At 74.3% G+C, this 26639-nt stretch carries 21 protein-coding genes; 3 read left to right on the top strand and 18 right to left on the bottom strand.

The window, feature by feature from the left end; genetic code table 11:
* Positions 1 to 10: 10 nt before the first annotated feature.
* The 6 genes from bsaP to I4I82_RS26025 form a co-directional block, all read right to left on the bottom strand.
* Positions 11 to 202: a biotin synthase auxiliary protein BsaP gene (bsaP, locus tag I4I82_RS26050; protein WP_218592157.1), complete on the bottom strand. Its 192-nt coding sequence runs from the start codon at positions 200 to 202 to the stop codon at positions 11 to 13.
* Positions 199 to 1227 carry a biotin synthase BioB gene (gene bioB / locus I4I82_RS26045; protein WP_172165392.1) on the bottom strand — a complete coding sequence of 343 codons (1029 nt, stop codon included), beginning with the start codon at positions 1225 to 1227 and terminating at the stop codon, positions 199 to 201. The genes bsaP and bioB overlap by 4 nt, the downstream gene beginning before the upstream one ends.
* Positions 1206 to 1910 (bottom strand): dethiobiotin synthase, encoded by a 705-nt coding sequence (gene bioD, locus I4I82_RS26040; RefSeq protein WP_218596097.1) that lies wholly within the window; start codon positions 1908 to 1910, stop codon positions 1206 to 1208. The genes bioB and bioD overlap by 22 nt, the downstream gene beginning before the upstream one ends.
* Positions 1907 to 3040 (bottom strand): 8-amino-7-oxononanoate synthase, encoded by a 1134-nt coding sequence (locus tag I4I82_RS26035; protein ID WP_218596096.1) that lies wholly within the window; start codon positions 3038 to 3040, stop codon positions 1907 to 1909. Before I4I82_RS26035 ends, bioD begins: the two co-directional genes overlap by 4 nt.
* Before the next feature lie 53 nt (positions 3041 to 3093).
* Complete coding sequence (locus tag I4I82_RS26030; RefSeq protein ID WP_218596095.1) at positions 3094 to 4620, bottom strand: SulP family inorganic anion transporter; 1527 nt, start codon at positions 4618 to 4620, stop codon at positions 3094 to 3096.
* A gap of 262 nt (positions 4621 to 4882) precedes the next feature.
* Positions 4883 to 6151 (bottom strand): adenosylmethionine--8-amino-7-oxononanoate transaminase, encoded by a 1269-nt coding sequence (locus I4I82_RS26025; RefSeq protein WP_218593404.1) that lies wholly within the window; start codon positions 6149 to 6151, stop codon positions 4883 to 4885.
* 27 nt (positions 6152 to 6178) lie between these two features.
* Here I4I82_RS26025 and I4I82_RS26020 point away from each other — a divergent pair, with 27 nt between their 5' ends.
* The gene (locus I4I82_RS26020; RefSeq protein WP_218593405.1) at positions 6179 to 7036 is read left to right on the top strand and encodes a PaaX family transcriptional regulator; all 858 of its coding nucleotides are present in this window, start codon (positions 6179 to 6181) and stop codon (positions 7034 to 7036) included.
* A 288-nt stretch (positions 7037 to 7324) separates the two neighbouring features.
* Here I4I82_RS26020 and dnaE read toward each other — a convergent pair whose 3' ends face one another.
* The 3 genes from dnaE to I4I82_RS26005 all read right to left on the bottom strand — a co-directional run bounded on the left by dnaE (position 7325) and on the right by I4I82_RS26005 (position 13316).
* Positions 7325 to 10873 (bottom strand): DNA polymerase III subunit alpha, encoded by a 3549-nt coding sequence (dnaE, locus tag I4I82_RS26015; RefSeq protein ID WP_218593406.1) that lies wholly within the window; start codon positions 10871 to 10873, stop codon positions 7325 to 7327.
* A gap of 233 nt (positions 10874 to 11106) precedes the next feature.
* The gene (locus tag I4I82_RS26010; RefSeq protein ID WP_218596094.1) at positions 11107 to 12285 is read right to left on the bottom strand and encodes a glycosyltransferase; all 1179 of its coding nucleotides are present in this window, start codon (positions 12283 to 12285) and stop codon (positions 11107 to 11109) included.
* 41 nt (positions 12286 to 12326) lie between these two features.
* On the bottom strand, positions 12327 to 13316 hold the full coding sequence (locus I4I82_RS26005; RefSeq protein ID WP_218596093.1) for a DMT family transporter: 990 nt from the start codon (positions 13314 to 13316) through the stop codon (positions 12327 to 12329).
* Positions 13317 to 13618: 302 nt separating this feature from the next.
* On the opposite strand from I4I82_RS26005, the gene I4I82_RS26000 reads away from it, so the two are divergent.
* Both I4I82_RS26000 and I4I82_RS25995 read left to right on the top strand, forming a co-directional pair.
* Positions 13619 to 14491, top strand: a complete 873-nt coding sequence (locus I4I82_RS26000; protein ID WP_218593519.1) for an alpha/beta fold hydrolase — start codon at positions 13619 to 13621, stop codon at positions 14489 to 14491.
* A complete protein-coding gene (locus I4I82_RS25995) occupies positions 14488 to 15549 on the top strand; it encodes a glycosyltransferase family 4 protein (RefSeq protein WP_218593520.1) in 1062 nt (353 codons plus the stop codon). The genes I4I82_RS26000 and I4I82_RS25995 overlap by 4 nt, the downstream gene beginning before the upstream one ends.
* Here the strand turns inward: I4I82_RS25995 and I4I82_RS25990 are convergent.
* The 9 genes from I4I82_RS25990 to wag31 all read right to left on the bottom strand — a co-directional run bounded on the left by I4I82_RS25990 (position 15546) and on the right by wag31 (position 26631).
* Entirely contained in the window at positions 15546 to 16193 is a 648-nt protein-coding gene (locus tag I4I82_RS25990; RefSeq protein ID WP_218593521.1) for a hypothetical protein, read from the bottom strand. The genes I4I82_RS25995 and I4I82_RS25990 overlap by 4 nt on opposite strands.
* Positions 16190 to 17074 (bottom strand): RluA family pseudouridine synthase, encoded by an 885-nt coding sequence (locus I4I82_RS25985; RefSeq protein ID WP_225922307.1) that lies wholly within the window; start codon positions 17072 to 17074, stop codon positions 16190 to 16192. The genes I4I82_RS25990 and I4I82_RS25985 overlap by 4 nt, the downstream gene beginning before the upstream one ends.
* Before the next feature lie 37 nt (positions 17075 to 17111).
* Positions 17112 to 17684 carry a signal peptidase II gene (lspA, locus tag I4I82_RS25980; RefSeq protein WP_226370252.1) on the bottom strand — a complete coding sequence of 191 codons (573 nt, stop codon included), beginning with the start codon at positions 17682 to 17684 and terminating at the stop codon, positions 17112 to 17114.
* 14 nt (positions 17685 to 17698) lie between these two features.
* The gene (locus tag I4I82_RS25975) at positions 17699 to 19177 is read right to left on the bottom strand and encodes a potassium/proton antiporter (RefSeq protein WP_218593523.1); all 1479 of its coding nucleotides are present in this window, start codon (positions 19175 to 19177) and stop codon (positions 17699 to 17701) included.
* 228 nt (positions 19178 to 19405) lie between these two features.
* Positions 19406 to 20185 (bottom strand): methyltransferase domain-containing protein, encoded by a 780-nt coding sequence (locus I4I82_RS25970; RefSeq protein ID WP_218596092.1) that lies wholly within the window; start codon positions 20183 to 20185, stop codon positions 19406 to 19408.
* A gap of 190 nt (positions 20186 to 20375) precedes the next feature.
* Positions 20376 to 20657: a DUF167 domain-containing protein gene (locus tag I4I82_RS25965; RefSeq protein WP_218596091.1), complete on the bottom strand. Its 282-nt coding sequence runs from the start codon at positions 20655 to 20657 to the stop codon at positions 20376 to 20378.
* Between the two features lie 180 nt (positions 20658 to 20837).
* Entirely contained in the window at positions 20838 to 23978 is a 3141-nt protein-coding gene (ileS, locus tag I4I82_RS25960; protein WP_218593221.1) for an isoleucine--tRNA ligase, read from the bottom strand.
* 286 nt (positions 23979 to 24264) lie between these two features.
* On the bottom strand, positions 24265 to 25680 hold the full coding sequence (locus tag I4I82_RS25955; RefSeq protein WP_218593222.1) for a hypothetical protein: 1416 nt from the start codon (positions 25678 to 25680) through the stop codon (positions 24265 to 24267).
* Positions 25681 to 25749: 69 nt separating this feature from the next.
* Positions 25750 to 26631 carry a DivIVA-like cell division protein Wag31 gene (gene wag31 / locus I4I82_RS25950; protein WP_218593223.1) on the bottom strand — a complete coding sequence of 294 codons (882 nt, stop codon included), beginning with the start codon at positions 26629 to 26631 and terminating at the stop codon, positions 25750 to 25752.
* Positions 26632 to 26639 lie beyond the last annotated feature (8 nt).

Raw genomic sequence — 26639 nt, 5'->3', positions numbered from 1 at the left:
GCACAGCATGTCAGTACGGGCTGGTGCGCTCCCCGTGGCGGCTGCAGCGGGCCGTCCAGCCCGTCGGCGTGACCTGGACGACCATCCGCCGCGCGCAGTCGGCGCAGTAGCGCGGCGGCTCCAGGTCGCGGCCCGCCGCGCACCGCGCGTGCTCGCCCGCCGCGGGCTGCCCGCAGCGGTCGCAGAAGGCCGGATCGCTCACAGCGTGTCGTTCAGGGCCTTGATCGGCATCTGCAGCTCACCGAGCAGGTCGATGTCGGACTCGGCCGGCCGCCCGAGCGTGGTGAGGTAGTTGCCGACGATGACGGCGTTGATCCCGCCCAGCAGGCCCTTGCGCGCACCCAGGTCGCCCAGGGTGATCTCCCGGCCGCCCGCGAAGCGCAGCACCGTGCGCGGCAGCGCGAGCCGGAACGCGGCGACGGCCCGCAGCGCGTCGGCACCCTCCATCGGCTCCTGGTCGCCGAACGGCGTGCCCGGGCGCGGGTTGAGGAAGTTCAGCGGCACCTCGTCCGGGGTGAGCGACGCGAGCTGCGCGGCGAACTCGGCCCGCTGCTCCAGGGTCTCCCCCATGCCCAGGATCCCGCCGCAGCAGACCTCCATTCCGGCCTCGCGGACCAGGCGCAGCGTCTCCCACCGCTCCTCCCACGTGTGCGTGGTGACCACGTTCGGGAAGTGCGAGCGCGCGGTCTCCAGGTTGTGGTTGTAGCGGTGCACGCCCATCGCGGCGAGCTCGTCGACCTGCTCGGGGGTCAGCATCCCCAACGAGCACGCGATGTTGATGTCGATCTCGTCCTTGATCGCCGCGATGCCCGCCGCGACCTGCGTCATCAGCCGCGCGTCCGGCCCGCGCACGGCGGCGACGATGCAGAACTCCGTGGCCCCGGTCTTCGCGGTCTGCTTGGCCGCCTCCACCAGCATCGGCACGTCCAGCCACGCCGAGCGGACCGGTGAGGCGAACAGGCCCGACTGCGAGCAGAAGTGGCAGTCCTCGGGGCACCCGCCGGTCTTGAGCGAGATGATCCCCTCGACCTCGACCTCCGGGCCGCACCACCGCATCCGCACGTCGTGCGCGAGCTGCAGCAGGTCGTCGAGGGCCTCGTCCGGCAGGCGCAGGACCTCGAGGACCTGCGCCTCGTCGAGACCGACTCCGTCCTCCAGCACCTGGGAGCGGGCAGTGGCGAGGATGGCGGCGGCTTCGGTGGTCGTCACGCCTCGGGAGTCTGCCATCCGCCGCCGAGTTCGCACGAAAGACTGTGACGAGCGACGGCTGCGAACGCGCCCGGGTCCAGCGTCCCCGACCCCTCCGGAACCGCTCCCACCAGCGGGAACCCGGTCACGGCGGGCAGGTCGGCGAGGTTGCACCGGGTCGCCAGATCGGGTACGCGCGGCCACGCCCCGACGACGATCCCGGCGCACGCGAGCCCCCGGGCGCGCAGTGCGGCCGTCGTGAGCTCGGTGTGGTTGAGCGTGCCGAGCCCCGGCGCGGTGACGACGAGCACCGGTGCGCCGAGCTCCGCGGCGACGTCGGCGAGCGTCCCGTCCTCGTCGAAGCGCACGAGCAGCCCACCCGCCCCCTCGACGAGCACCAGGTCGTGTTCGGCCGCGAGCTCCCGCGCGGCGGCGGCCGCCTGCGCGGGCGTGACCGGCGGGCGCCCGGCGCGGCGGGCGGCGGTGGCCGGGGCGAGCGGGTCGGGGTAGCGGGCCAGCTCCCGGCCCGTGACGCCGGGGACCAGCCGGGTGACCTCGGCGAGGTCGCCCGGCTCGTCGGGTCCGACCCCGGTCTGCGCGGGCTTGAGCACCGCGACCCGGCCCGGCGCGAGCGCCGCCACCGCCGCCGTGACGACCGTCTTGCCGACGCCCGTGCCGGTGCCGGTGACGACGAGGACCCGACCCCTCGGGAGACCGCTCACCGGGCCACCGCCGGCGCCAGCACCTGCGCCAGCACCTCCCGCACCCGCTCCAGCTCGGCGTCGGTGACCGTCGCCCGGGCCGTCAGGCGCAGGCGGCTCGTGCCGACCGGCACCGACGGCGGACGGAAGCAGCCCACCCGCACGCCCAGCTCGGCGCAGCGCCGCGCCGCGGCGAACGCCCGCTCCGGCTCGCCCAGCACCACCGACACCACCGACGACGCCGGCACCGGCACGCCCGCCGCCGCGGCCAGCCCCGCGGCGACCCGCAGCACCTCGCCCGGCAGCTCCGGCGACGCGCGCAGCACGCGCAGCGCGGCGAGCGCCGAGCCCACACAGGCCGGGGCGAGCCCGGTGTCGAAGATGAACGACCGCGCGGAGTCGACCAGGTGGGCGACCACCGGCGCGGGCCCGACGACCGCCCCGCCCTGGCTGCCCAGCGCCTTCGACAGCGTCACCGTCGCCACGACGTCGTCGGCCCCGGCGAGCCCCTCTCCGGCGAGCAGCCCGCGCCCGCCCGGCCCGCACACGCCGAGCCCGTGGGCCTCGTCGACGACGAGCAGCGCGCCCCGCGCCCGACTCACGGCGTGCAACGCCCGCAGCGGAGCCAGCCCGCCGTCGACGCTGTTCACGCTGTCGGTGACGACGAGCGCCCGCTCCTCGGTGCGCGCCGCCAGCGCGGCGTCGACGGCGTCGGGCCCGTCCGCGACCACGATCCGCGCCCGCGACAGCCGGCACGCGTCGACGAGCGAGGCGTGGTTGGCGACGTCGGAGACGATCAGCGCGCCGGGTCCGGACAGCGCGGTGAGGGCGCCGAGGTTGGCCGCGTAGCCCGAGGAGAACACCAGCGCGGCCTCGGCGCCGCAGAACGCGGCGAGCTCGTCCTCCAGATCCGCGTGCAGCGCGGTCGTGCCCGTGACCAGCCGGGACCCCGTCGAGCCGGCGCCCCAGGTGCGCAGGGCGTCGATACCGCCCTCGACCACGCGCGGGTCGGTGGACAGCCCGAGGTAGTCGTTGCCGGCGAGGTCGATGCCCGGCGCGCCCGCGGCCCGGGGCACCAGCTCGCGGCGCAGCCCCGCGGCGCGGCGGGCGTCGGCGTGGGCGGCGAGCCAGGCGAGGGGGTGGGTCGGCACCCCCCGGACCCTAGTGTCCGCCGCGCCGGACCCGCCGGACTCCCTGCCGGGGGTCAGGACGGACGTGGGCCGCCACCGGCGCGTCCCGGCGGCCCGGTGACGACGGTCGGGGCGCCGCTCGCGCGGTGCCGGGCGGTCCAGGCGTCGAGGTGGTCGGAGGCGGCGTGGTCGAGGTAGTCGACGGCGAGGTCGACCTGCACCGGCGCCCCGTCGGGCACCGCGCCCAGCACGCGGGCCAGCCGCGGCACCCCCAGGAAGCTCAGCGTCCCCTCGACGACGACCCGGTGCGGCTCCCCCGCGGCGGGCGGCTCGTGCCGGACGACGGCCGAGAGCGCGCGCCGCAGCATGAGGAACCCGGCCACCGCCAGCCCGACGGCGACGCCCTCGAGCAGGTTGAGCACCAGCACGCCCGCGGTCGTCGCGAGGTGGACGGCGAGGTCGCCGTGGCGGCGCGCCTGCCGCACGTCGGCCGGCTTGACCAGCTGCAGCCCCACCATGATCAGCAGTCCGGCCAGCGCGGCCAGCGGCACGAGCTCGACGACCCCGACCAGCGCGACGGCGAACACCGCGATCCAGACGCCGTGCAGCACGGTGGCCGCGCGGGTGCGGGCGCCGGCGCGGACGTTGGCGGAGCTGCGCACGATCACCCCGGTCACCGGTAGGCCGCCGAGCAGCCCGGACACGCCGTTCGCGGCGCCCTGGCCGATGAGCTCGCGGTCGGGGCGGGTCCGCGGGCCGGGTGCGCCGTCCGGGCGGGGCATGCGGTCGACCGCCACCGCCGACAGCAGGCTCTCGACGCTCGCGACCAGCGCGACGGTGAGGACGCCGCCGGCGATCGCGGCCCACTGTCCCGACGGCAGCACGCCCGGCGGCGCGATCGACTCCAGCAGCCCGCCCGGCAGGTCGACGCGCGGCACCGCGGGCCAGACCACCGCCACCGCGGTGGCCGCGACGACCGCCACCAGCGGCCCCGGCACCGCCCGCACCGGTCTCGGCACGAGCGGCCACGCCAGCAGCATCGTGAGCGTCACGCCGCCGACGGCCGCCGCGGCCGGGTCCGCCTCCAGCAGGCGGGCCGGCAGTCCCAGCACGGCGTCGACGGCGCTCGCGGGCGGCGCGCCGCCCAGGACGACGTGGAGCTGGCCGAGGGCGATCGTCAGCCCGATCCCGGCGAGCATCCCGTGCACGACGGCGGGCGGGACGGCCTGGCTGAACCGCGCGACGCGCAGCAGCCCGAACAGGATCTGCAGCAGGCCGGCGCCGGCCGTGATCAGGCAGGTGGTCTGCCAGCCGAAGCGGGTGACGAGCTCGGCGACGACGACGGTCAGCCCCGCCGCGGGCCCGCTGACCTGCAACGGCGACCCGCCCAGAAGACCGGCGACGACGCCCCCGACGACCGCGGCGATGATCCCGGCCATGATCGGCGCACCGGAGGCCAGGGCGATGCCCAACGACAGCGGCACGGCGACGAGGAATACGACGAGCGAGGCGCCGACGTCGGCGCGCAGGGCCGCTGCGCGGCCGGTGGGCGGCGGGGCGGGCGTGGCGTGCTGGGAAGCGCGGACGGACGACGCGGTCATGGGCACTCCGGGTGGTCGGGTCGGGTCGGGCGCCTCGGTGCACCGCGGTCCCGCCAACGACGTCCCGGCCGTGTCCGTTCCGCGCCCTCTGTCCGCCTCCGCGGACGTTCACCCGCCCGTCACGCCGGTCTGATCGGTGCGTCCGCCCAGGTGGGAACGACCTGCTCAGCGCGGCACCGGGCCGCCGGTGCCGCCGCCGTCACCCGGCCGGGCGACTCCAGCCGGATGATCATGAGTGCTCATGATCACTTCCGCGGGTCGCTCAGCCCGCGGCGGCCGCCGCGCAGACCGCCGCGGTGATCGCGGCGAGGTCGTCGGGCGTGCAGACGTAGGGCGGCATCGTGTAGACGAGGTCGCGGAACGGGCGCAGCCACACCCCGGCGTCGACGGCGGCGGCGGACGCGGCGGCCATGTCGACCTCGTGGTCGAGCTGCACGACCCCGATGGCGCCCAGCACGCGGACGTCGACGACGCCGGGCACTGCGCGGGCCGGCGCCAGCCCGTCGGTCAGGGCGGTCGCGATCCCGGCGACCTCGCCGCGCCAGTCGCGCTCGCCCAGCAGCCGCACCGACGCCCCGGCGACGGCGGCGGCCAGCGGGTTGCCCATGAAGGTCGGCCCGTGCATGAGCACGCCCGCGGCACCGTCGGAGATGCCGCGGGCGACCGCCGACGTGCACAGCGCCGCCGCCATCGTCAGGTAGCCGCCGGTCAGGGCCTTGCCGACGCACAGGACGTCCGGCGCGATCCCGGCGTGGTCGGCGGCGAACATCTCGCCGGTGCGCCCGAAGCCGGTGGCGATCTCGTCGAAGACCAGGAGGACGTCGTGGGTGAGACACAGCTCGCGCAGGACGTGCAGGTAGCGCGGGTCGTGGAAGCGCATCCCGCCCGCGCCCTGCACGACCGGCTCGACGATGACGGCGGCGAGCTCGTCGGCGTGCCGCTCCACGAGGTCGGCGAGCTCCGCCACGTAGGCCGTCTCGAACTCCCGGGGCGGCGCGGACGCGAACACCTGCTGCGGCAGGACGTCGCTCCAGAGGGAGTGCATGCCGCCGTCGGGGTCGCAGACGCTCATCGCGCCGAACGTGTCGCCGTGGTAGCCGCCGCGCCAGGTCATCAGGCGGTGCTTGCCCGGGCGCCCGCGCGAGCGCTGGTACTGCAGGCACATCTTGATCGCGACCTCGACCGACACCGACCCGGAGTCGGCCAGGAACACGTGCTCCAGCCCGGCCGGGGTGACGTCGACGAGCAGCCGCGCGAGCTCCACCGCGGGCGAGTGCGTGAGCCCGCCGAACATCACGTGGCTCATCGAGCCCAGCTGGTCGCGCACCGCGGCGTCGAGGACGGGGTGGGCGTAGCCGTGGATCGCCGCCCACCACGACGACATCCCGTCGACCAGCTCACGGCCGTCGGCGAGCGTCAGGCGCACCCCGGCCGCCGACGCGACGGGCAGCGGCGTCGTCGTCGCGGGCATCGGGGCGTAGGGGTGCCACACGTGCTGACGGTCCGTGCTCACCAGCTCCGTGATCTCCACGGCTCGACACACTAGAGTGGGCCGGTCATGTCCGCCGCCGAGCACCTTCCCGAGCACCCGGCGCTGTCGCGGCGCCGCGAGCTGGGCGCGACGAGCGCCCGCTCCCTGCTGCTCACCGTCCTCGGCGAATTCGTGCTCCCCCGCGGCGAGCCGGTCTGGACCCAGGTCCTGCTCGACGTCCTGGGCGCGCTCGGGGTCGAGCCCAAGTCGGCGCGCCAGGCGCTGGCCCGCACCGCCGCCGAGGGGCTGCTGGAGTCCGACCGCGCCGGGCGCCGCGTCCGCTGGTCGCTCACCCCGTCCGGCCGGCGGCTGCTCACCGACGGCGCCGAGCGGATCTACGGCTTCGGCCAGGCCGACCGGCCGTGGGACGGGCGGTGGCTGGTGCTGCTGGTCAGCGTCCCGGAGGCGCGCCGGCAGCTGCGCCACCGCCTGCGCACCCGCCTGGCCTGGGCCGGTCTCGGCTCGCCCGCGCCCGGCGTCTGGGTCTCCCCCGATCCGGCGAAGCAGAGCGAGGTCGCCGACGTCGTCGCCGACCTGGAGCTCACCGCCGTCAGCAGTTCCTTCGTCGGCCCGTTCGGCGCGATCGGCGCCGAGGGCGAGGTCGTCGCGCAGGCGTGGGACCTGGCGGAGGTCGAGGAGGCCTACGAGGAGTTCCTCGACGCCTTCGCCGACGCGGCCCCCACCGGCCCCGCCGAGGTCCTCGCCCACCAGATCCACCTGGTCCACGCCTGGCGGCGCTTCCCGTTCCTGGACCCCCGCCTGCCCGCCGAGCTCCTGCCCGACCACTGGGCCGGCGCCCGCGCCGCCGACCTGTTCACCCGCCTGCACGCGCGGTGGGAGGACCCGGCCCAGCGGTACTGGCAGCAGCTGACCGGCCGGCCCTGAACCCTCGGCCAGGCGCCGCTCGGACGACCCTCGGTGGCGGGGACCGCACCACCACGGCCCCGCCGACGACCCTGAGGGCGCGCTCCCGGCCGTCGCCCGCGCCATGATCGTCAGGAGTGGTGCGAGACGGTCACGGATGACCCCTGTGCACCACTCCTGGCGATCATGAGCGGGCGGGCGCCGCCGTCGGCGAGGACCAGGCCGCCGATGCGGCCGGCCGGGCGGCGGGACACGACGGGGCTTCCGGCGGGCCAGTCTCCGCAGCGCCGGACTGAGCCCGGCGCCGGATCAGCCCAGGCAGCCCGGCCCGAGCAGGGCCTTGAGGTCGCCCATCAGCGCCGAGGACTGGGTGACCTTCAGCCCGTCGTCGAGCTTCCAGACCTTCGTGCCGCTCCCGCCGACCAGCGCGAGGTGCACCTCGGAGCTGCCCGGGTGGTGCGAGAGCACCTCCTTGAGCCGCGACACCCGCTGCGGGGTGACGAGCTCGGTGCGCATGCTGACCTTCACCGGGGCGGCCGGGCCGCCGCCCGCGACCGTGAGGTCGGGCACCGCGAGGTCGTTGACGATGAGGGAAACGCGGTCGTCGCGCCGGTTGACCCGGCACTTGAGCAGCACGATCGCGTCCTCCGCGACGTCGACGCCGACCACCTGGTAGCAGCGCGGGAAGAACAGCACCTCGATCCCGCCCGCGAGGTCCTCCAGCTGCGCCGACGCCCACGGCTCGCCGTTCTTGTTCACCCGCCGGTTGACCCCGGCGAGGATGCCGCCGACGGTGACCTGGTGCCCGTCGGGCACCGTGCCCTCGACGATCGCCGAGATCGGGGTGTCGGTCTTCGCCGTGAGCACCGACTCGACGCCGTGCAGCGGGTGCCCGGACACGTACAGCCCGAGCATCTCGCGCTCGACGGCGAGCTTGTGCTTGGTGTCCCACTCGTCGTCGGAGACCTTGACGTCGAACACCGAGTCGAGCTCGGAGGGCCCGGAGCCGTCCATCGACCCGAACAGGTCGAACTGGCCCATCGACGCGGCCTTCTTCGTGCTCATCACCGCGTCGATCGCGTCGGCGTGCACGAGCAGCAGGCCCTTGCGGGTGTGGCCGAGCGAGTCGAACGCGCCCGCCTTGATCAGCGACTCGATGACCTTCTTGTTGCAGACGACGGCGTCGACCTTGCGCAGGAAGTCGGAGAAGTCGCTGAAGTCGCCCTTCTCCTTGCGCGCCTTGACGATCGCGTCGACGACGTTGACGCCGACGTTGCGGATGCCGCCCAGGCCGAACCGGATGTCGGTGCCGACGGGCGCGAAGTTGCGCACCGACTCGTTGACGTCGGGCGCGAGCACCGTGATGCCCATGCGGCGGCACTCGGCCAGGTAGACCGCGGCCTTGTCCTTGTCGTCGCGCACCGAGGTGAGCACGCCGGACATGTACTCGGCCGGGTAGTTGGCCTTGAGGTACGCCGTCCAGTACGAGACGACGCCGTACGCGGCGGAGTGCGCGCGGTTGAACGCGTAGTCGGAGAACGGGAGCAGGATGTCCCAGAGCGTCTTGACCGCGGCCGCGGAGTAGCCGTTGTCCTTCATGCCCTGCGCGAAGCCGGCGTACTCCTTGTCGAGGATCTCCTTCTTCTTCTTGCCCATCGCGCGGCGCAGCAGGTCGGCCTTGCCCAGCGTGTAGCCGGCCAGGACCTGCGCGATGGCCATGACCTGCTCCTGGTACACGATGAGGCCGTAGGTCTCGCCGAGCACCTCCTTGAGCGGCTCCTCCAGCTCGGGGTGGATCGGCGTGACCGGCTGCCGCCCGTTCTTGCGGTCGGCGTAGTCGTTGTGCGCGTTGGCGCCCATCGGACCGGGGCGGTAGAGCGCGCCGACCGCGGAGATGTCGTCGAACTCGGTGGGGGCCATGCGGCGCAGCAGGTCGCGCATCGGGCCGCCGTCGAGCTGGAACACCCCGAGCGTCTCGCCCTTGGACAGCAGCTCGTAGGTCTTCGGGTCGTCGAGCCCGATGTCCTCGATGACGAGCTTCGGCTTGCCGTTGAGCTCGATGTTCTCCAGCGCGTCGTCGATGATCGTGAGGTTGCGCAGGCCCAGGAAGTCCATCTTGAGCAGCCCGAGCGTCTCGCAGGCGCCCATGTCGAACTGCGTGATGATCGCGCCGTCGGCCTCGCGGCGCTGGATCGGGATGACGTCGATCAGCGGCTTGCTCGACATGATCACGCCCGCGGCGTGCACGCCCCACTGCCGCTTGAGGCCCTCCAGGCCCCGCGCGGTGTCGATGATCTCCTTGACCTGCGGGTCGACGTCGTAGAGCGCCCGGACCTCGGTGGCCTCGGAGTAGCGCTTGTGCGTGGGGTCGAACACGCCCGAGAGCGGGATGTCCTTGCCCATGATCGCGGGCGGCATCGCCTTGGTGATCCGGTCGGCGACGGCGTAGCCGGGCTGCCCGAACAGCACGCGCGCCGAGTCCTTGATCGCGGCCTTCGCCTTGATCGTGGAGTAGGTGATGATCTGCGCGATCCGGTCCTCGCCGTACTTCTCGGTGGTGTAGCGGATCATCTCGCCCCGGCGGCGCTCGTCGAAGTCCATGTCGATGTCGGGCATCGAGATGCGCTCGGGGTTGAGGAACCGCTCGAAGAGCAGCTTGTGGTGGATCGGGTCGAGGTCGGTGATGCCCAGGGCGTAGGCGACGAGCGAGCCGGCGGCGGAACCACGGCCGGGGCCGCAGCGGATGCCGACCTTCTTCGCGTGCTGGATCAGGTCGGCCGTGACGAGGAAGTAGCCGGGGAAGCCCATCTGGATGATGACGCCGACCTCGTAGTCGACCTGCTTGCGGTACTGGTCGGTGATGCCGTTCGGGAAGCGGTTGTGCATCCCCCGCTCGACCTCTTTGACCAGCCAGCTCTCCTCCGACTCGCCCTCGGGCACGGGCGCCCGGGGCATGAGGTCCTGCCCCTCGGTGAAGTTGACGTCGACCCGCTCGGCGATCGCGAGGGTGTTGTCGCACGCCTCGGGGAACGCGTCGTCCCACTGGGCCCGCATCTCGGCCGGGCTCTTGAGGTAGAAGTCCTGGGCGTCGAACTTGAACCGGTTGGGGTCGGCGAGGGTCTTGCCGGTCTGCACGCACAGCAGCACCTCGTGCGGCTTGGCGTCCTCGGCGTAGGTGTAGTGCAGGTCGTTCGTGGCCAGCCCCGGCAGCTCGAGCTGCTTCTTGAGCCGGTGCAGGTCGTCGCGGACGCGGCGCTCGATCTCGATGCCGTGGTCCATCAGCTCGCAGAAGAAGTTGTCCTTGCCGAAGATGTCGCGGTAGTCGCTCGCGGCCTGGACGGCGGCGTCGTACTTGTCCTGCTGCAGCAGCCGCTGGACCTCGCCGGAGGGGCAGCCGGTGGTGGCGATGATCCCCTTGCCGTAGGTCTCCAGCAGCTCGCGGTCCATACGGGGCTTGTAGTAGTAGCCCTCGAGCGAGGCCAGCGAGGAGAGCCGGAAGAGGTTGTGCATCCCCTCGTTGTTCTCGGCCAGCAGCGTCATGTGGGTGTACATCTCGCCGGGGTTGTCGGTGTCGTCCGCGCCCGACGCGCCCCGGGCCAGCACCGCGCGCTTGCGCTCGTGCCGGCTGCCCGGCGCGAGGTAGCCCTCCATGCCGATGATCGGCTTGACGCCCGCGGCCCTGGCCTTGCGCCAGAACTCGTAGGCGCCGAACACGTTGCCGTGGTCGGTCATCGCCAGCGCGGGCATCTCCATCCGCGCGGCTTCGGAGAACAGGTCGTCCAACCGCGCGGCCCCGTCGAGCATCGAGAACTCGGTGTGGGTGTGGAGGTGGACGAAGCTGTCGCCGGAACCGGACATCGGAGTGGGGAGCTCCCTCCTGGCGCGGCCCGCGGGACCGCGCTCGTGCACTGGACGCGACCCCGTGCAGCCCGCTCGCGGCGGCCCGGGGACCGGCTCAGGTTAACCCCGCCCACCGACAGTTCCGGCCCACCCTCGGGGGTGAGCGCCGAACGCGCTGCTCACTCCCGGCGGGCGGCGTGTCGGCCCGCCGGGCCGGTCCCGGGCGGACCGCGGGCGGCCCGGCGCGGACGTCAGGCGGCGCGCACCGCGCCGGCCTCGCGACGGCCCGACAACCGCTCGTAGATGCCCTCGAACGTGCTCAGCGTGCCGCTCAGCTCGTGCGCGGCCACCATCTCGCGGCTGGCCGCCCCCATCCGCCGGCGCATGTCCGCGTCGCCGACCAGCGCGGCGAGGCGCGTGGTGAGCTCCGGGACGTCGCCGGGGGTGTAGAGCCAGCCGTTGCGGCCCGGGCGGACCAGGTGCGGCAGCGCCATCGCGTTCGCCGCGATCACCGGGGTGCCCGCGGCCATCGCCTCGAGCGTGACCAGGCTCTGCAGCTCGGCGATGCCGGGCATGCAGAACACCGAGGCGCGGCGGTAGGCGGCGACGAGCTCCTCCTCGGAGACGAAGCCGCGGAAGCGCGTGCGGGTGCCGATGCCGAGCTCGGCGGCCAGGCCCGTCCACTCCTCGCGCATCACGCCCTCGCCGATGACCTCCAGCTCGGCGCGGGTGCCCGCGGGCAGCGCGGCGAAGGCGCGCAGCAGCTCGTCGACGCGCTTCTCCTGGTCCATCCGGCCGACGAACAGCACGGTGGTCGGCGCGGACGGGTCGGGCTCGCCGCCGCGGTACTTCGCGGCGTCGATGCCGCAGGAGACCGCCAGCGAGCCCGTGATGCCGGTGGCCTTCTCCATCAGCTCGACCGCGCGCGGCGTCGGCGCGGTGACGACGTCGGCGTGCCGGTAGATCAGGTGCATGTCCCACCAGCCGATCTTCGTGACCGGCTTCTGCAGGACCTTCGGCACGCGGGCGTGGCCGACGAGGTTCTCGGGCATGAAGTGGTTGGTCGCGACGATCGGGGTGCCGGCGGCGCGGGCGGCGTGCACCAGGCCGCGACCGACCGGGAAGTGGCCCTGCACGTGCAGGACGTCCGGGGCGATCTCGGCGAACAGCCGCGCGGTGCGCGGGCGCGTGGTCCAGGGCCAGGCCACGCGGAACGTGGGGTGGCTGAACCAGCGGTGCGACTTGACCGTGTGGACGATCACGCCGTCCTCCTCGCGGACCGCGCCCGGGCCGTCGTGCGACGGGGCGACGACGTGCACCTCGTGGCCCCGCTCGACGAGCCCGGCGGCCAGGCGCGAGGAGAAGCGCGACAGGCCGTTGACGTCGGGGGCGTAGGTGTCGGCGCCGATCAGGATGCGCAGCGGCTTCACGGGGAGGGATCCTCTCGGGTGCGGTCGGGGGCGACGCGTCTTCAGGGGCGGGGGGCGGGCCGCGGCGCGGCGGGGTCGTGGGAGCGAGCGGTGTCGGACGATCGAGTGGTGTCGGACGAGGCGGCCGCGGCGGCGCGGGCCTGGGCCCGCGCGCGGCGGGCGTCGGGGTGGTAGCGGGCCAGGGAGACGACCCCGGCCGCGGCCGCGGCGGCGCAGGCGAGCAGGACCACGGCGGCGGTGCCCGACGTCGCGGGCCCCTCGCCGAGCAGGACGATGCCCAGCAGCACCGCGACGATGGGGTCGACGACGGTGAGGCAGGCGATGACCACCTCCGGCGGCCCGGACGCGAACCCCTGCTGGATGAGCCAGCCGCCCACGAGCAGGGCGAGCCCGATACCGGCGGCGGTGCCGAGCAGGCGCGGGTCGGTCCAGGCGACGAGCCCGGTGGTGATCTGCAGCGACAGGGCCCGCACCAGCGCGGACACCAGCCCGAACGCGACGGCGCCCGCCGTGACGTAGGCGACGCAGCGCCGCCAGCCGCGGGTGAACGTCGCGACCAGGACGAGCACGAGCACCAGCGCGAGGCTGATCCCGCCCGCGATGAGCGTGGCGAAGTCGGGCACCCGGGTGGAGCTCGTCGAGTTCGCCGCGATCGACACGAACGCCGCGACGCCCGCGACGCTCAGCGCCACCCCGAGCAGCACCCCGCGCCCCGGCCGCTCGCGCGTGCGCCGGGCGGTGAGCAGCACCGCGATCGGCACGGCGAGCACCCCGATGGGCTGCACGACCGACAGCGGGCTCAGGACGAGCGCGACGGCGTGCAGGCCCGACCCGGCGCCCGCCGCGGCGAGCCCGAGCAGCCACCCCGGCCGGCCGACCAGCGTGCGGAACGCCGAGACCCCGAGGCGCCTGCCGTCGGTGGAGACGCCGTCGACGGCGTCGTGCTGCAGGGTGGCGGCGACGGCGAAGCAGCCGGCCGCGACGACCGCGAGGGCGATGGCGGGCGAGGACGCCAGCAGGGTGGGGGTCACGACGCACCCCGGCCCCGGACACGCGGCACCCGGGCGACGACCGGCGCGCCGAGGGCGCAGCGGCCCCCCGCCGGTGCGGCCGTGGCCGCGGACCTACCGATCGTCGTCATGATCCCACCGTGGCATCCCGGAGCTGAGACAGGCATCAGGATCACTACCGAGTGGCCTCGGGGATCACCCCGAAACCACGAGCCGCGGCAGTGTTCTCCGACTCGTGGCCCCGCCGACGCCTGACCGTGATCCGGCCGTAGCATTCGCGGCCGGCTGCCTGCGGAACCAGGAGGCCACCTACACTCCGCGCGGTGGCCAGCCTCCCCTCCGCTTCGCGCTCGGAGCGTCTGCCGGGCCGTCGTCACGAGGTCGACCTCCCGACGGGAATGGTCCCGTACCGGACGTACGGCGACGTCACCGCCCCCGCGGTGGTCCTGCTGCACGGTCTCCGCGGCGACCACCACGGCCTCGAACCGATCGTCTCGCACCTGTCCGGACTCCACCTCGTGGTGCCCGATCTCCCCGGTTTCGGCGAGGCGCCTCCGCTCTCGTCCGGACGACATGACCTGCGTGGATACGCTGAATGGACCAGTGCGTTCATCTGTGCGGTCGCACCCGGTGCGGCGCTGCTCGGGCACTCCTTCGGCTCGATCGTCGCCGCCGCCGCCGTCGCCGACGGGCTGGCCGTGCGCGCGCTCGTCCTCGTCACCCCGGTCGCCGGGTCGGCGCTCGCCGGGCCGCGCCAGGTGATGACCCGGGCCACCGTCCTGGTGCACCGGCTGTGCGCCGCGCTGCCCGAGCGCGCCGGCACCGCGCTGCTGCGCAGCCGACTGTTCACGCGCGTCGCGAGCGTCGCCATGGTGAAGACGCCCGACCGCGCCCTGCGCCGCTGGATCCACGCCGAGCACGACCGGTACTTCGGCGGGTTCGCCGACCGGCGCGTGCTGATGGAGGCGTTCGGGGCGTCGGTGTCGCACGGCGTCGACGAGTCGGCCGCCCGGATCACGGTGCCCGTGCTGCTCATCGGCACGGTGCTCGACGACATCACGACCCCCGCCGAGCAGGAGCGCCTGGCCGCGGTGTTCCCGGACGCGCGCCTGGAGATGATCGACGGCACCGGGCACCTCGTCCACTACGAGGAGCCCGCCGCGGTGGCCGCGCTGATCACGGAGTTCCTGGCGTGAGGATCGCCGTCGACTGCCGCTACGTGCGCACCGACCGGCACGACGGCATCAGCCGCTACACCGCGTCGCTGGTGGCCGAGCTCGCGGAGCTGCACCCCGTCACGATGATCGTCTCCGACCCCCGGCAGCTGGGGATGCTCCCCGACCTGCCCTCGTTCCGGGTGAGCGCACCGACGAGCGTGCGCGAGCCGCTGGTGGCCCGGCAGGTCAACCGGCTCGCCCCGGACGTCGTGTTCAGCCCGATGCAGACGATGGGCACCTGGGGCCGCCGCTACGGCCTGGTGCTGACGCTGCACGACCTCATCTACTACCGCCACACCACTCCCCCGCGCGACCTGCCCGCACCCATCCGGGTGCTCTGGCGGCTCTACCACCTGGCCTGGTGGCCGCAGCGCGTGCTGCTGGACAGGGCCGACGCCGTCGTCACGGTCTCGGACACCACGGCCGGGCTCATCGCGGCGCACCGGCTCACGCGGCGCCCGGTCACGGTGGTGCCGAACGCCGCCGACCCGCTCCCGGACGCCCCCTCCTCCCCCGGGCGCCGGCTCGTCTACATGGGCTCGTTCATGCCCTACAAGAACGTCGACGTGCTGGTCCGGGCGGCCGCGGCGCTGCCCGACCACGAGCTGCACCTGATGAGCCGGGTCACCACCGCCGAGCGCGCGCGGCTGCAGGCCCTGGCGCCGGCGGCGCGGCTGGTGTTCCACGACGGCGCGTCGGACGAGGAGTACGCCGCGGCGCTGCGCGGGGCCACGGCGCTCGTGTCGGCCTCGCGCGACGAGGGCTTCGGCATCCCGCTCGTCGAGGCGATGGGCGTCGGCACGCCGGTGGTGGTGAGCGACATCCCGGTGTTCCGGGAGGTCGGCGCCGACGCGGGCGCCTACGTCGACCCGGACGACGTCGACGGCTTCGTGGCAGCGGTCCGCGCCCTCGACGACCCCGACGAGCACGCGCGCCGCTCGGCCGCCGCCCGCGCCCGGGCCGCGCACTACAGCTGGACCGCGAGCGCCCGCACCCTGCTCGACCTGCTGGAACGCACGGTGAAGGCCCGCAGCTAGGGGACCTCGCCGTCGTCGGGCAGCGGGTCGGCCGCGTCGGTCTGCTCGGGCAGCAGGGGCGCGAGCGCCAGCTCGACCGGCCGGGCGTCGGACGGGGCGGCCTGCACCGCGCGGACGCCGTCGCGCCCGCCGAGGGCCTCCAGCGTCGCCCGGTCCCCGCGCACGAGCAGCGCGGCGACGCACGGGCAGGCCGGGTCGGCCAGCGCCGCGGCCTCCGTGGCGGCGACGGCGGCGGGCCTCCCGGTGAGCCGCCCGGCCGCGGCCTCCGCGTCGGCGCGCGCCCGCTCCCGGGCCAGGTCGACGGTCCCGCCCAGCGGCTCGAACCGCAGCGCCGTCTGCACCCGGTCGAGCGGCACGCGGAGCACCGCGGTGACCGCCTGCGTCCCGTCGACGGCGGCCAGTGCGTCGGGCCCGGTCAGGCCGCGCCCGAACTGCACCAGCGCGTAGGCCTGCTCCCCCGGCGCGGGAAGCTCGGCGGGCAGGCTCGCGAGGTAGGCGTCGACGGCCTCACCGGCGTCGGGCCCCAGCCGCACGCTGCCCGGCGCCGGCCCGGGCTCGACCGGCGCGAACCGCGAGCCCGCGTACCAGGCCGTGAGCAGCACGACCACCGCGCAGACCGCGAGGACGACGACCTGGCGCCTCACTCGCGCAGCAGGTCCAGGGCGCGCGCGAGGTCGGCCGGGTAGGGGCTCACATAGGACACCCACCGCCCGTCGCCGGGGTGCTCGAAGCCGAGCTCGTGCGCGTGCAGCCACTGCCGCTCGAGCTTGAGGCGCTTGGCGAGCGAGGGGTCGGCGCCGTAGGCGAGGTCGCCGACGCACGGGTGGCGCAGCGCCGAGAGGTGCACGCGGATCTGGTGCGTCCGCCCCGTCTCCAGCCGCACGTCGAGCAGCGACGCGGCGCGGAACGCCTCGATCGTGTCGTAGTGCGTGACGCTGGGCTTGCCCCCGGCGACCACGGCGAACCGGTAGTCGTGCTTGGGGTGGCGGTCGATCGGGGCGTCGATCGTGCCGCTGCTCGGATCCGGGTGGCCCTGCGCGACGGCGTGGTAGCGCTTGCTGACCGTGCGCTCCTTGAACGCCCGCTTGAGCACCGTGTACGCGTGCTCGGAGGTGGCGACGACCATGACCCCGGTGGTGCCGACGTCGAGCCGGTGCACGATGCCCTGACGCTCCTCGGCGCCGGAGGTCGAGACGCGGTAGCCCAGCGCGGCGAGCCCGCCGACGACCGTGGGGCCGGTCCAGCCGGGGCTGGGATGCGCGGCGACGCCCACCGGCTTGTCCACCACGACGATGTCGTCGTCGGCGTGCAGCACGGTGAGGCCGTTCACGACCTCGGCGGGCGCGGCGATCGTCGACGGCGCCTCGGGCTCGGGGAGGCTGACCTCCAGCCAGGCCCCGGCGACGAGCCGGTCGGACTTGCCGGCGGCCCGGCCGTCGACCTCGACCCGCCCGTCCTCGGCCAGCGACGCGACGACCGTGCGGGAGAGCCCGAGCAGGCGCGCGAGGCCGGCGTCGACGCGCATCCCGTCCAGGCCGTCGGGGACGGGGAGGCTGCGGAGGTCACTCACCGGCGCTGCCCTCCTGCGACTCCTTCTGCGACTCCTTCTGGGCATCCTTCTTGGACGGCGTCCGCGTCCCGTCGAGCTCCCGGCCCAGCAGCGCCAGGATCACCAGCAGCGCGCCACCGCAGACGATCGACGAGTCGGCCAGGTTGAACACCGGGAAGACGCGGCCGTCGGGCGCGAACGGCGACACGAGGTCGACGACGTGGCCCTGCAGCGGCCCGGGGGCGCGGAAGATCCGGTCGGTGAGGTTGCCCAGCGCGCCGCCCAGGATGAGCCCGAGCGCGACCGCCCAGCCCGTGGACTGCAGCTTGCGCGACACCCGGATGATCACGACGACCACGCCGAGCGCGACGAGCGACAGCACCCACGTGTAACCCGTGGCCAGCGAGAACGCCGCGCCCGGGTTGCGCACGAGCTGCAGGTTGATCAGCCCGCCGAGCAGCTCGACCGGCTCCCGGCCCTCCAGCAGCGCCACGCCGACGACCTTGGTGGCGATGTCGGCGGCCAGGATCAGGACCGCGATGAGGGCGAGCAGCCGGACGCGGGGGACGGTGGAGGGGACACTCACGGCTCCAGTCTCCCCTACTGCGCCTTCCCGTCGCGCCAGCGGGCCAGCCGCCCGGAGGCGTCGACGGCGCGGATGCGCTCCTCGACCGCGGGCCGGACGCCCGAGGCGGCGACGACGAGCAGCTGGTCGCGCTCGCGCAGCCGCGTCTCGCCGTCGGGGGTGAAGGCGTGGTCGTCGCGGACGACGAGGCTGACGGTGGCCCCGCCCGGCAGCCGCAGCTCGCGCACGTAGACCCCGCGCAGGTGCGAGCCGACGGGCACGCGCACCTGGATCAGGTCGGCGCCGAGCTCGTCCAGGGGCGCGGCGTCGACCTCGATCTGCTGTGTGCCGACCGCCTGCGCCACCCCGAGCATCCGCGCGACGACCGGCAGCGTGGTGCCCTGCAGCAGCGTCAGCGCGACGACCAGCACGAACACGACGTCGACGAGGCGCTCCGCGCCGGGCGCGCCCTCCGTCAGCGCGATTAGGGCGAGCACGATCGGCACCGCGCCACGCAGCCCCGACCACGACAGGAAGGCCTGCTCGCGCCAGGGCACCCGGAACGGCGCGGCCGCCGCGATCACCGACAGCGGGCGCGCGGCCAGCAGCAGGACCAGGCCCGCGACCAGCGCCGGCCCGAGTGCGTCGACCAGCCGCCCCGGCGTGGCGTAGAGCCCGAGCAGCACGAACAGCCCGATCTGGGCGAGCCACCCGGTGCCCTCGGCGAACGACTGGACGCCGCCGCGGTGGGGCAGCTCGGCGTTGCCGAGCACGAGCGCGCAGACGTAGGTGGCGAGCAGGCCGGAGGCGTGCGCGAACTGGCCGGCGGAGTAGGCGAGCACGCAGACCGCGATCGCGGCGAGCGGGTAGAGGCCGGTGCTCGGCAGGGCGGCCCGGCGCAGCGCCCACGCCCCGCCGAGCCCGAGCAGCACCCCGATCGCGGCACCGGCGCCGAGCTCGTAGACGACGAGGACGGGCGTCAGCCAGGTGATCGGGTCGCCGGTGGCGAGCAGCAGGACGGCGAGCACGACCGGGGCGTCGTTCATGCCGGACTCGAGCTCCAGCGCCCCGGCCAGGCGTCGCGAGACCCCGACGCCGCGCAGCACGCTGAACACCGCCGCCGCGTCGGTCGAGGACAGCACCGCGCCCCAGAGGAACGCCGTGCGCCAATCCAGGTCGAGCAGGACGTGCAGCGACACCCCGACGACGCCGATGCTGACGATCACCGCCACCGTCGACAGGGCGACGCCGACGCCGAGCGAGGGCCGCACGGCGTCCCAGCGCGTGGTCAGACCGCCCTCGATGAGGATCAGCACGAGCGCGGCGAGGCCGATCGACTCCGTCAGCAGGGCGTCGGAGAACTCGATGCCGAGCACGGCCTCGCCCAGCAGCACCCCGATGCCGAGGTAGAGCAGCAGCGACGGCAGGCCCACGCGGACCGAGACCCGCACGGCGAGCACGCCGATGAGCACCACAGCGGCCGCGATGCCGAGAAGGATCTCCAGATCGGGCATGTCACCTCCGCTGGAGGCGACTCTAACGACCCCCGCGAGTCGGGCTCCCGTTGCGCACGAGTCGGGGCGTCATCGCGCGCGAGTCGGGCTCTGGTGGCGAGCGAGTCGGGCTCTCGGTGCGCGCCTGACCGCGGGGGGATCGGGGCATGATCACCGTCTCGGCACGTTCCGGGCCGGTTTCCGCAGGAGAACGCGCCCAGACGGTGATCATGGAGCCCGCGGTCGACCTCAGGGCCGCCAGACGAGGGTCGCGGCGAGACGGGGGCGGCGGTGGGGCAGGGCCGCCAGCGCGTCGACGACCTCGGGCTCGCGACCGGCGGGCAGGCACAGCCGCGCGGTCACCCAGGCCGGGTCCTGCTTCGGCGGCGAGGCCCGCTCCCAGCGCAGCACCCGCGGGTCGACGCCGAGCTCGCGCAGCACGGCGACGGCGTCGTCGGTGGTCGCGGGCGGCGGGCGGTGCAGGTCGTGGAACCGCACCCAGAGCGGATCGAGCCAGGCCATCGGGTGCTCGGCCAGCATCTCGACGACCACTCCGCGGCCCGCGGCCGCGGTGAGGGCGCGCAGGAAGGGCGGCAGGTCGACGACGTTGTGCAGCACGTGGTGGCTCAGCACGACGTCGGCCCTACCGGCGTCGGCGGCGGCGTCCGGCCAGCGGCCGCGGACCGTGCGGACCGGGATGCCGCGCGCCGCGGCCCCGGCGGCGAGGACCTCCAGCATGTCGACCTGCTGGTCGACCGCGGTGAGGTGCGTGACGGCCCCGGCCAGCGCCAGGCTGGCGGCCCCACCGCCCGCCCCGACGTCGAGGACGGTGCCGCCGGCGTCCAGCAGGTCGAGCGCGACGCTGCGGGACGGGGTGTCGAGCGGCACCTCGGGCGCCACGAAGTAGGAGGGGTCGTGCAGCCAGGGTGACGCGGGCGCCCGCGCCAGGATCTCGGGCGGGATCCCCCGACCCTCCTGCCGCCCCGCCCACCGCTCCGCAGCCGTCTCCCCGCCCGCACCCACATCCACGACACACACCCAACACGAAACCCCGCGAGTCGGGGTGTGACTGCGACCGAGTCGGGCTCTGGCTGCGAGCGAGTCGGGCACTGAGTGCGCGCGAGTCCGCCAACCACCCCGGCGAGTTCGCCGCCCGAGCCCCGGCGAGTGTGCCCTCCACGCCCGGCGAGTTGGCCATCCCCGTTCGTGAGCGGCGGGGTCAAGACGGACCGAGCAGCCTCTCCACCGCCGCCCGCACGACCACGTCGTCGCCCGCGACCTCCACGACCTTGTCCCGCCCCCGGAGCCCGCTCACGATCTCGACGTCGCCGCGCCGCACTCCCCACGCCGAGGCCAGGGCCGCGACGACGGCGGCATTCGCGGCCCCGTCGACGGCCCGGGCCCGCACCGACACCAGCAGCGCCCGCCCGCGCGGTCCTTCCCAAGACCCGCCGACGGAGTCCGCGCGCGCCCCGGGCCGTACCCGGACCGCCACCTTCATCCCGCCTCCGTTGCCGCCACCCGGAACCTGCCGCCCCCCGTCCACCGAGACCGCGAACTCGCCGAGCGGGGTAGGCAAACTCGCTGGGATCCGTCCGTCGCAGGTGCAGCCCGACTCGGTCGCAGCCACACCCCGACTCGCGGGGGTCGCCCGGCCCCTCCCGGGGCCCGGGCGGAGGGGTCAGGCGCGCGTCAGCTGCACCTTCAGCTGCACCGACCCGCCATCGGGGGCCGTGACCGCCCCCGTCAGCGTCGGCTCCGCCACCTCGCCGTACCCGGCCGAGGTGGCCAGCACCTCGCCCACCACGAACGCCTGGTGGGCGCGCACCGCGTCGAGGACCGGCTCCGGCGCGTCCAGGACCAGGTCGATCCGGTCGGACACGTCGAGTCCGGCGTCGCGGCGGGCCTGCTGGACCACCCGCACGACGTCGCGCGCGGTGCCCTCGGCCGCCAGCTCCGGGGTGACGGCGGTGTCGAGCACGACGAGCCCGGTGGACCCGGGCAGCGCCGCGGTCTCCCCCGCGTCGGCCGCCACGAGCTTCTCGGTGAACTCGCCGGGCAGCAGGGCGATGCCGCCCGCGGTGACCGTGCCGTCTGCCGACTGCTCCCACTCCCCCGCCTTCACCGCGCGGATGACCTTCTGCGTGTCGCCGCCCAGACGCGGCCCGCAGGCGCGGGCGTTGACCGCGATCTCGAAGCGGCCGTGCGCGGCGACGTCGGTGGTGAGCACGACGTCCTTGACGTTGACCTCGTCGCGCAGGATGTCGGAGAACGGCTCCATCGACGGCGCGTCGGGCGCGGCCACCGTGAGCGTCGCCAGCGGCAGCCGCACGCGCAGCCCGCGGGCCTTGCGCAGCGACAGCGCCGAGGACGCCACCTGGCGGACGCGGTCCATGGCCGTGACCAGGGCGTCATCGTGCGGCAGGTCGCCCGACGCCGGCCAGTCGGCGAGGTGCACCGAACGCCCGCCGGTCAGCCCCTGCCAGATCCGCTCGGTCGTGAGCGGCAGCAGCGGCGCCGCGAAGCGCGCGGTCACCTCGAGCACGGTGTGCAGCGTGTCGAGCGCGTCGGCGTCGCCGTCCCAGAACCGCTCGCGCGAGCGGCGCACGTACCAGTTCGTCAGCACCTCGGCGTGGTCGCGGACGTGCTCGCACGCGCCGGCGATGTCGTAGACGTCCAGCGCGGCGGTGACCCGGTCGACGAGCGCCGCCGTCTTGGCCAGCACGTACCGGTCCAGGACGTGCGTCGAGTCGGTCCGCGTGGTGCCGACGTGCTCACCCGCGTAGAGCGAGAGGAAGTACCACGTGTTCCACAGCGGCAGGATCGCCTGCCGGACGCCCTCGCGGATGCCCTGCTCGGTGACGACGAGGTTGCCGCCGCGCAGGATCGGCGAGGCCATGAGGAACCAGCGCATAGCGTCGGAGCCGTCGCGGTCGAACACCTCGTTGACGTCGGGGTAGTTCTTCAGCGACTTCGACATCTTCAGGCCGTCGTCGCCCAGCACGATCCCGTGCGCCACGCACGACCGGAACGACGGCCGGTCGAACAGCGCCGTGGCCAGCACGTGCAGCGTGTAGAACCAGCCGCGGGTCTGGCCGTTGTACTCGACGATGAAGTCGCCCGGGTAGTGGTGCTCGAACCAGTCGCGGTTCTCGAAGGGGTAGTGCACCTGCGCGAAGGGCATGGAGCCCGACTCGAACCAGCAGTCGAGCACCTCGGGGACGCGGCGCATGGTCGAGCGGCCCGTGGGGTCGTCCGGGTTGGGACGCGTCAGCTCGTCGACGTAGGGGCGGTGCAGGTCGGTCGGGCGGACGCCGAAGTCGCGCTCGATCTCGTCGAGCGAGCCGTAGACGTCGGTGCGCGGGTGGGCCGGGTCGTCGGACTCCCACACCGGGATCGGCGATCCCCAGTAGCGGTTGCGGGAGATCGACCAGTCGCGCGCCCCCTCCAGCCACTTGCCGAACTGCCCGTCCTTGACGTGCTCGGGCACCCAGGTGATCTGCTGGTTCAGCTCGACCATCCGGTCGCGGAACGCCGTGACCTGCACGAACCAGGAGTCGACGGCCCGCTGGATCAGCGGGTTGCCGCAGCGCCAGCAGTGCGGGTACGGATGGTCGTAGGTCTCGCGGCGCAGCAGCACCCCGTGGACGTGCGGGGCGCCGTCGCGCAGGTCGGTGATGATGTGCGGGTTGGCGTCGAAGACCTGCATGCCCTCGTACGGCGGCACGCGCGAGTCGAACTTCCCGGCGGTGTCGACGGGCACGACCGTCTCGATCCCCGCCGCGTCCGTGACGACCTTGTCCTCCTCACCGAAGGCCGGGGCGATGTGCACGATGCCCGTTCCGTCCTCGACGGTGACGTAGTCGGCGGCCAGGATGCGGTGCGCGTTCTCGTGACCGGCGAAGAAGTCGAACGGCGGCGTGTACGACAGCCCCAGGAGCTCGGTGCCGCGGAAGGTGCGCAGGACCTCGGGGGCCTCGCCCAGCTCGCGGGCGTAGGCGCCGACGCGGGCCGCGGCCATCACCCAGCGCTCACCGTCGGCAGCCAGCAGCACGTAGTCGACCTCGGGGTTGACCGCCATCGCCAGGTTGGACGGCAGCGTCCACGGGGTCGTCGTCCAGATCAGCGCGAGCGCCCCGTCCAGGTCGGACTCGGGCGCGGTGAGGCGCAGGCCGACCGTGACGGCGGGGTCCTGCCGGTCGCGGTAGACGTCGTCCATCTTGGTCTCGGTGGCCGAGAGCGGGGTGCCGTCGTGCCAGCAGTACCAGAGGACGCGGAAGCCGGAGTAGACCAGACCCTTGTCCCACAGGGTCTTGAAGGCCCACATGACGCTCTCCATGTAGTCCAGGTCGAGCGTCTTGTAATCGTTGTCGAAGTCGACCCAGCGGGCCTGGCGGGTGACGTAGTCCTGCCACTCGTCGGTGTAGCGCAGGACGGACTCGCGGCACGCCTCGTTGAACGCGGCGACGCCCATCTCGTCGATCTCGGTCTTGTCCTTGATCCCGAGCTGCTTCTCGGCCTCGACCTCGGCGGGCAGGCCGTGGGTGTCCCAGCCGAAGCGGCGCTCCACGTGCTTGCCGCGCATCGTCCGGTAGCGCGGGACGACGTCCTTGACGTAGCCGGTGAGCAAATGGCCGTAGTGCGGCAGGCCGTTGGCGAAGGGCGGGCCGTCGTAGAAGACGAACTCGTTGGCCCCGTTCTCCCCGGCGTCGCGGCCCTGGACGGACGCGACGAACGTGCCGTCCTTCGACCAGAAGTCGAGGACCTCGCGCTCCATCTCGGGGAACGACGGGTGGGCGGGGACGGTGGGGTACCCGGACATGGGTGGTGCTCCCTGACGTGTGGTCGCGTGACGGGTGTCGCCTGTGTCGCCGTGCGGCGCGGACTGCTGCCTGCACGGGGACGACGCGGACGCCGCGGTACCACCCCGCTTGCCGCGCACGGGGCGCGACCACTCGTGGTCGGCTGTGACGGGCCGTCCCGTCCGGTTCTACTCCGCTCGGCCGGGGCCGCGCGTTTCTTCCGGAGGCTCCCCGGTGATGGCCGGATCGGTGCCTGTGAGGTCCAGGGTAGCGCCGGAGCGCCACCCGGTATTCCCCGGGCGGGTACTAGCGGGCCGTGGCCGGGTGCCGCCCGGCCAGGGTGCGCCCCGGGGAGCACCAGCCGCAGGGGGTGAAGCCGAGCTCGACGGCCTCGCGCGCCGGCAGCGGGATCAGCGCCGCCGCGACCAGGCTGCGGCAGCCCGCGACGTGGTAGCGCGGCTGCTCGTCGATGACGATGACCTCGTCCTCGAGGCCCGCGACGAGCGCCGCGACGGCGGCGTCGGGCTGCTCCTCGGGGAGGTCGCCGTCGGCGGCGGGCGGCGAGGCGTCGTCGGCGCCGTTCGTTCCGACGGCCGACGAACCGGCAGCCGTGGACTCGGCAGCGGCGGCCCCGCCCGGGGTGGAGCCGGCGGAGGTGGAGGAAGGCGCGCCCGCGGCACCGGCGCCGAAGACGGCGGTGGCCTCGGCAGCCGAACTGCCGTTGCCCGCCGGACCGCCGTTGCCCGCCGCGCTGCTGCTGCCCGCCGTCGACGACCCGACGGGCTTCGACGGCGCGCTCTGCTGGACCGGACGCCCGGCCCCCGACGACGTGGCGCCGGCTCCGAAGCCCCCGTCGGCGGGACGGCCGGACTCGCGTGCGGCGCGCTCCTCCGACGGGCTGGAGAACAGCGAGTCGGGATCGGTGCCCGTGGCGGCGGCCGCGGGACCGGTGGTGCCGGGCGCGACGCCCGCGCCCGGGGCGTCGGCCCCGACCGCCGGGGCGGCGGTCGCCACCGTCTCCTCCGAGGAGGAGGAGGACGGAGAAGAGGAGTCCGACGACTTCTTGCCGAGCGACACGCGCTCGGCGGGCTCGTCGCCGTCGCGAGCGGAGGAGCCGTCGCGAGCGGAGGAGCCGTCGCGAGCGGAGGAGCCGTCGGAGGCGGAGCCTGAGACGGTGTCCCCGTCGGCCGCCGCAGCATCGGGAGCGGAGTCGGAGGACGAACGATCAGCGGCGCCCGTGGTGACACTGGGTGACGAAGAATCGCTCGATGGTGTGATCACCGAGGTAGCGCCGGACGGTCCGTCCGGAGAGCCGGACGGCTGGACGGCGGGGATCAGGACCGTCTGCTGGGCGTCCGCCTCGGGATCGAAGCGGGGATCGACGGCCCGGGTGGGCGCGTCGAGGGAGCCCGTGGACGGCCGGATCACCGGGATCACCTCGGTGACGGGCTCGATGTCACCCCGGGGTGCGGTGCCCGCGAGCGGGCGCGCCGGACCGGAGGACGTCGAGACGTCCTCGTGGTCCGCGGAGCCCGCGCCGGTGGCCGGCTCGTCCCCGGCCCGCACGGCCGACCTGCGCTGCAGCGTGTCGTAGAGCAGGACCAGGGCGGCCGCCACGCTCACGGCGACCGACACCCAGGCCCACATCACGCTGCTGGACAGGAACCCGACCAGCAGCAGGCCGAACGCGATCAGGACGAGGATCAGAACCAGCAGCAGCACTCTTCACTCCGGATGCGGCGGCGCGGTCGATCCGCCGCGCCGCCGTGTAGGTGTACGGGTGCGTCTGGGTCAGCTACCCGCGTCGGCGCGCTGACCGTACCCGGTGGCCGCGTAGCCACCGTCCCGCGTGTTCCGACCGTCGGTCGGCGCAGCGGAGCCACGACCCTCCAGGTCCCTGAGCTGGGACTCCAGGTAGGTCTTGAGGCGGGTGCGGTACTCGCGCTCGAAGGTGCGGAGCTCGTCGATCTTCTTCTCGAGCACCGTCTTCTCGCGGGTGATGCTGCCGATGATCTCGTTCTGCTTGCGCTCGGCGTCGCCCACCAGGGTCGCGGCCTTGTCGCGCGACTGGCGCTCGAGGGTCTCCGCCCTGGTCCGGGCGTCGTTCAGCATCGTCTCGGCCCGCGCACGGGCGTCGTTGACGAGGCCGTCGGACTTGGTGCGGGCCTCCGAGAGCAGCTGCTCGGACTTGGTCCGGGCGTCGCTGAGCATGGAGTCGGCCTCGGACTTGGCCTCGGCGGTGAGCCGCTCTGCCATCTCCTGGGCCATGGAGAGCACCTTCGCGACCTGCACGTGGTGGTCACCACCCGTGTCGTGCGGCGGCTCGGCCATCTGCGGAGGCGGCGCCGACATGGAGCGCTGGGGCTCCATGGGCGGACGCATCGGCGGCGGCTCCACCTGGCGCTGGATCTGCTGCGTCGGTGGGGACACCGGCGCAGCCATCGCGGCAGGCGGGCGCGACCGCGCCTCCTCCAGGTCGGCTTGCGCGTTCCCGAGTCGTTGTTCGAGCTCCGAGACCTGTTCGCGCAGGTCCTCGTTCTCCTCGATCAGTCGAGCCAACTCGGCCTCGACGAGGTCGAGGAACGCGTCGACCTCGTCCTCGTTGTACCCCCTCTTCCCGATAGGGGGTTTGCTGAACGCGACGTTGTGAACGTCGGCGGGTGTCAGCGGCATCGGATCAC

The organism is Pseudonocardia oceani, from assembly GCF_019263585.2.
Classification (GTDB): domain Bacteria; phylum Actinomycetota; class Actinomycetes; order Mycobacteriales; family Pseudonocardiaceae; genus Pseudonocardia; species Pseudonocardia oceani.
This window is presented reverse-complemented; position numbering and strand designations above follow the sequence as displayed.

Bases quoted from the DNA above. Each gene is read 5' to 3' on its own strand.
- bioB (WP_172165392.1), bottom strand. From the start codon at position 1,227: ATGGCAGACTCCCGAGGCGTGACGACCACCGAAGCCGCCGCCATCCTC.
- I4I82_RS26030 (WP_218596095.1), bottom strand. From the start codon at position 4,620: ATGACCGCGTCGTCCGTCCGCGCTTCCCAGCACGCCACGCCCGCCCCG.
- I4I82_RS26020 (WP_218593405.1), top strand. From the start codon at position 6,179: ATGTCCGCCGCCGAGCACCTTCCCGAGCACCCGGCGCTGTCGCGGCGC.
- dnaE (WP_218593406.1), bottom strand. From the start codon at position 10,873: ATGTCCGGTTCCGGCGACAGCTTCGTCCACCTCCACACCCACACCGAG.
- I4I82_RS25985 (WP_225922307.1), bottom strand. From the start codon at position 17,074: ATGCGCGTCGACGCCGGCCTCGCGCGCCTGCTCGGGCTCTCCCGCACG.
- I4I82_RS25975 (WP_218593523.1), bottom strand. From the start codon at position 19,177: ATGCCCGATCTGGAGATCCTTCTCGGCATCGCGGCCGCTGTGGTGCTC.
- I4I82_RS25965 (WP_218596091.1), bottom strand. From the start codon at position 20,657: ATGAAGGTGGCGGTCCGGGTACGGCCCGGGGCGCGCGCGGACTCCGTC.
- ileS (WP_218593221.1), bottom strand. From the start codon at position 23,978: ATGTCCGGGTACCCCACCGTCCCCGCCCACCCGTCGTTCCCCGAGATG.
- wag31 (WP_218593223.1), bottom strand. From the start codon at position 26,631: ATGCCGCTGACACCCGCCGACGTTCACAACGTCGCGTTCAGCAAACCC.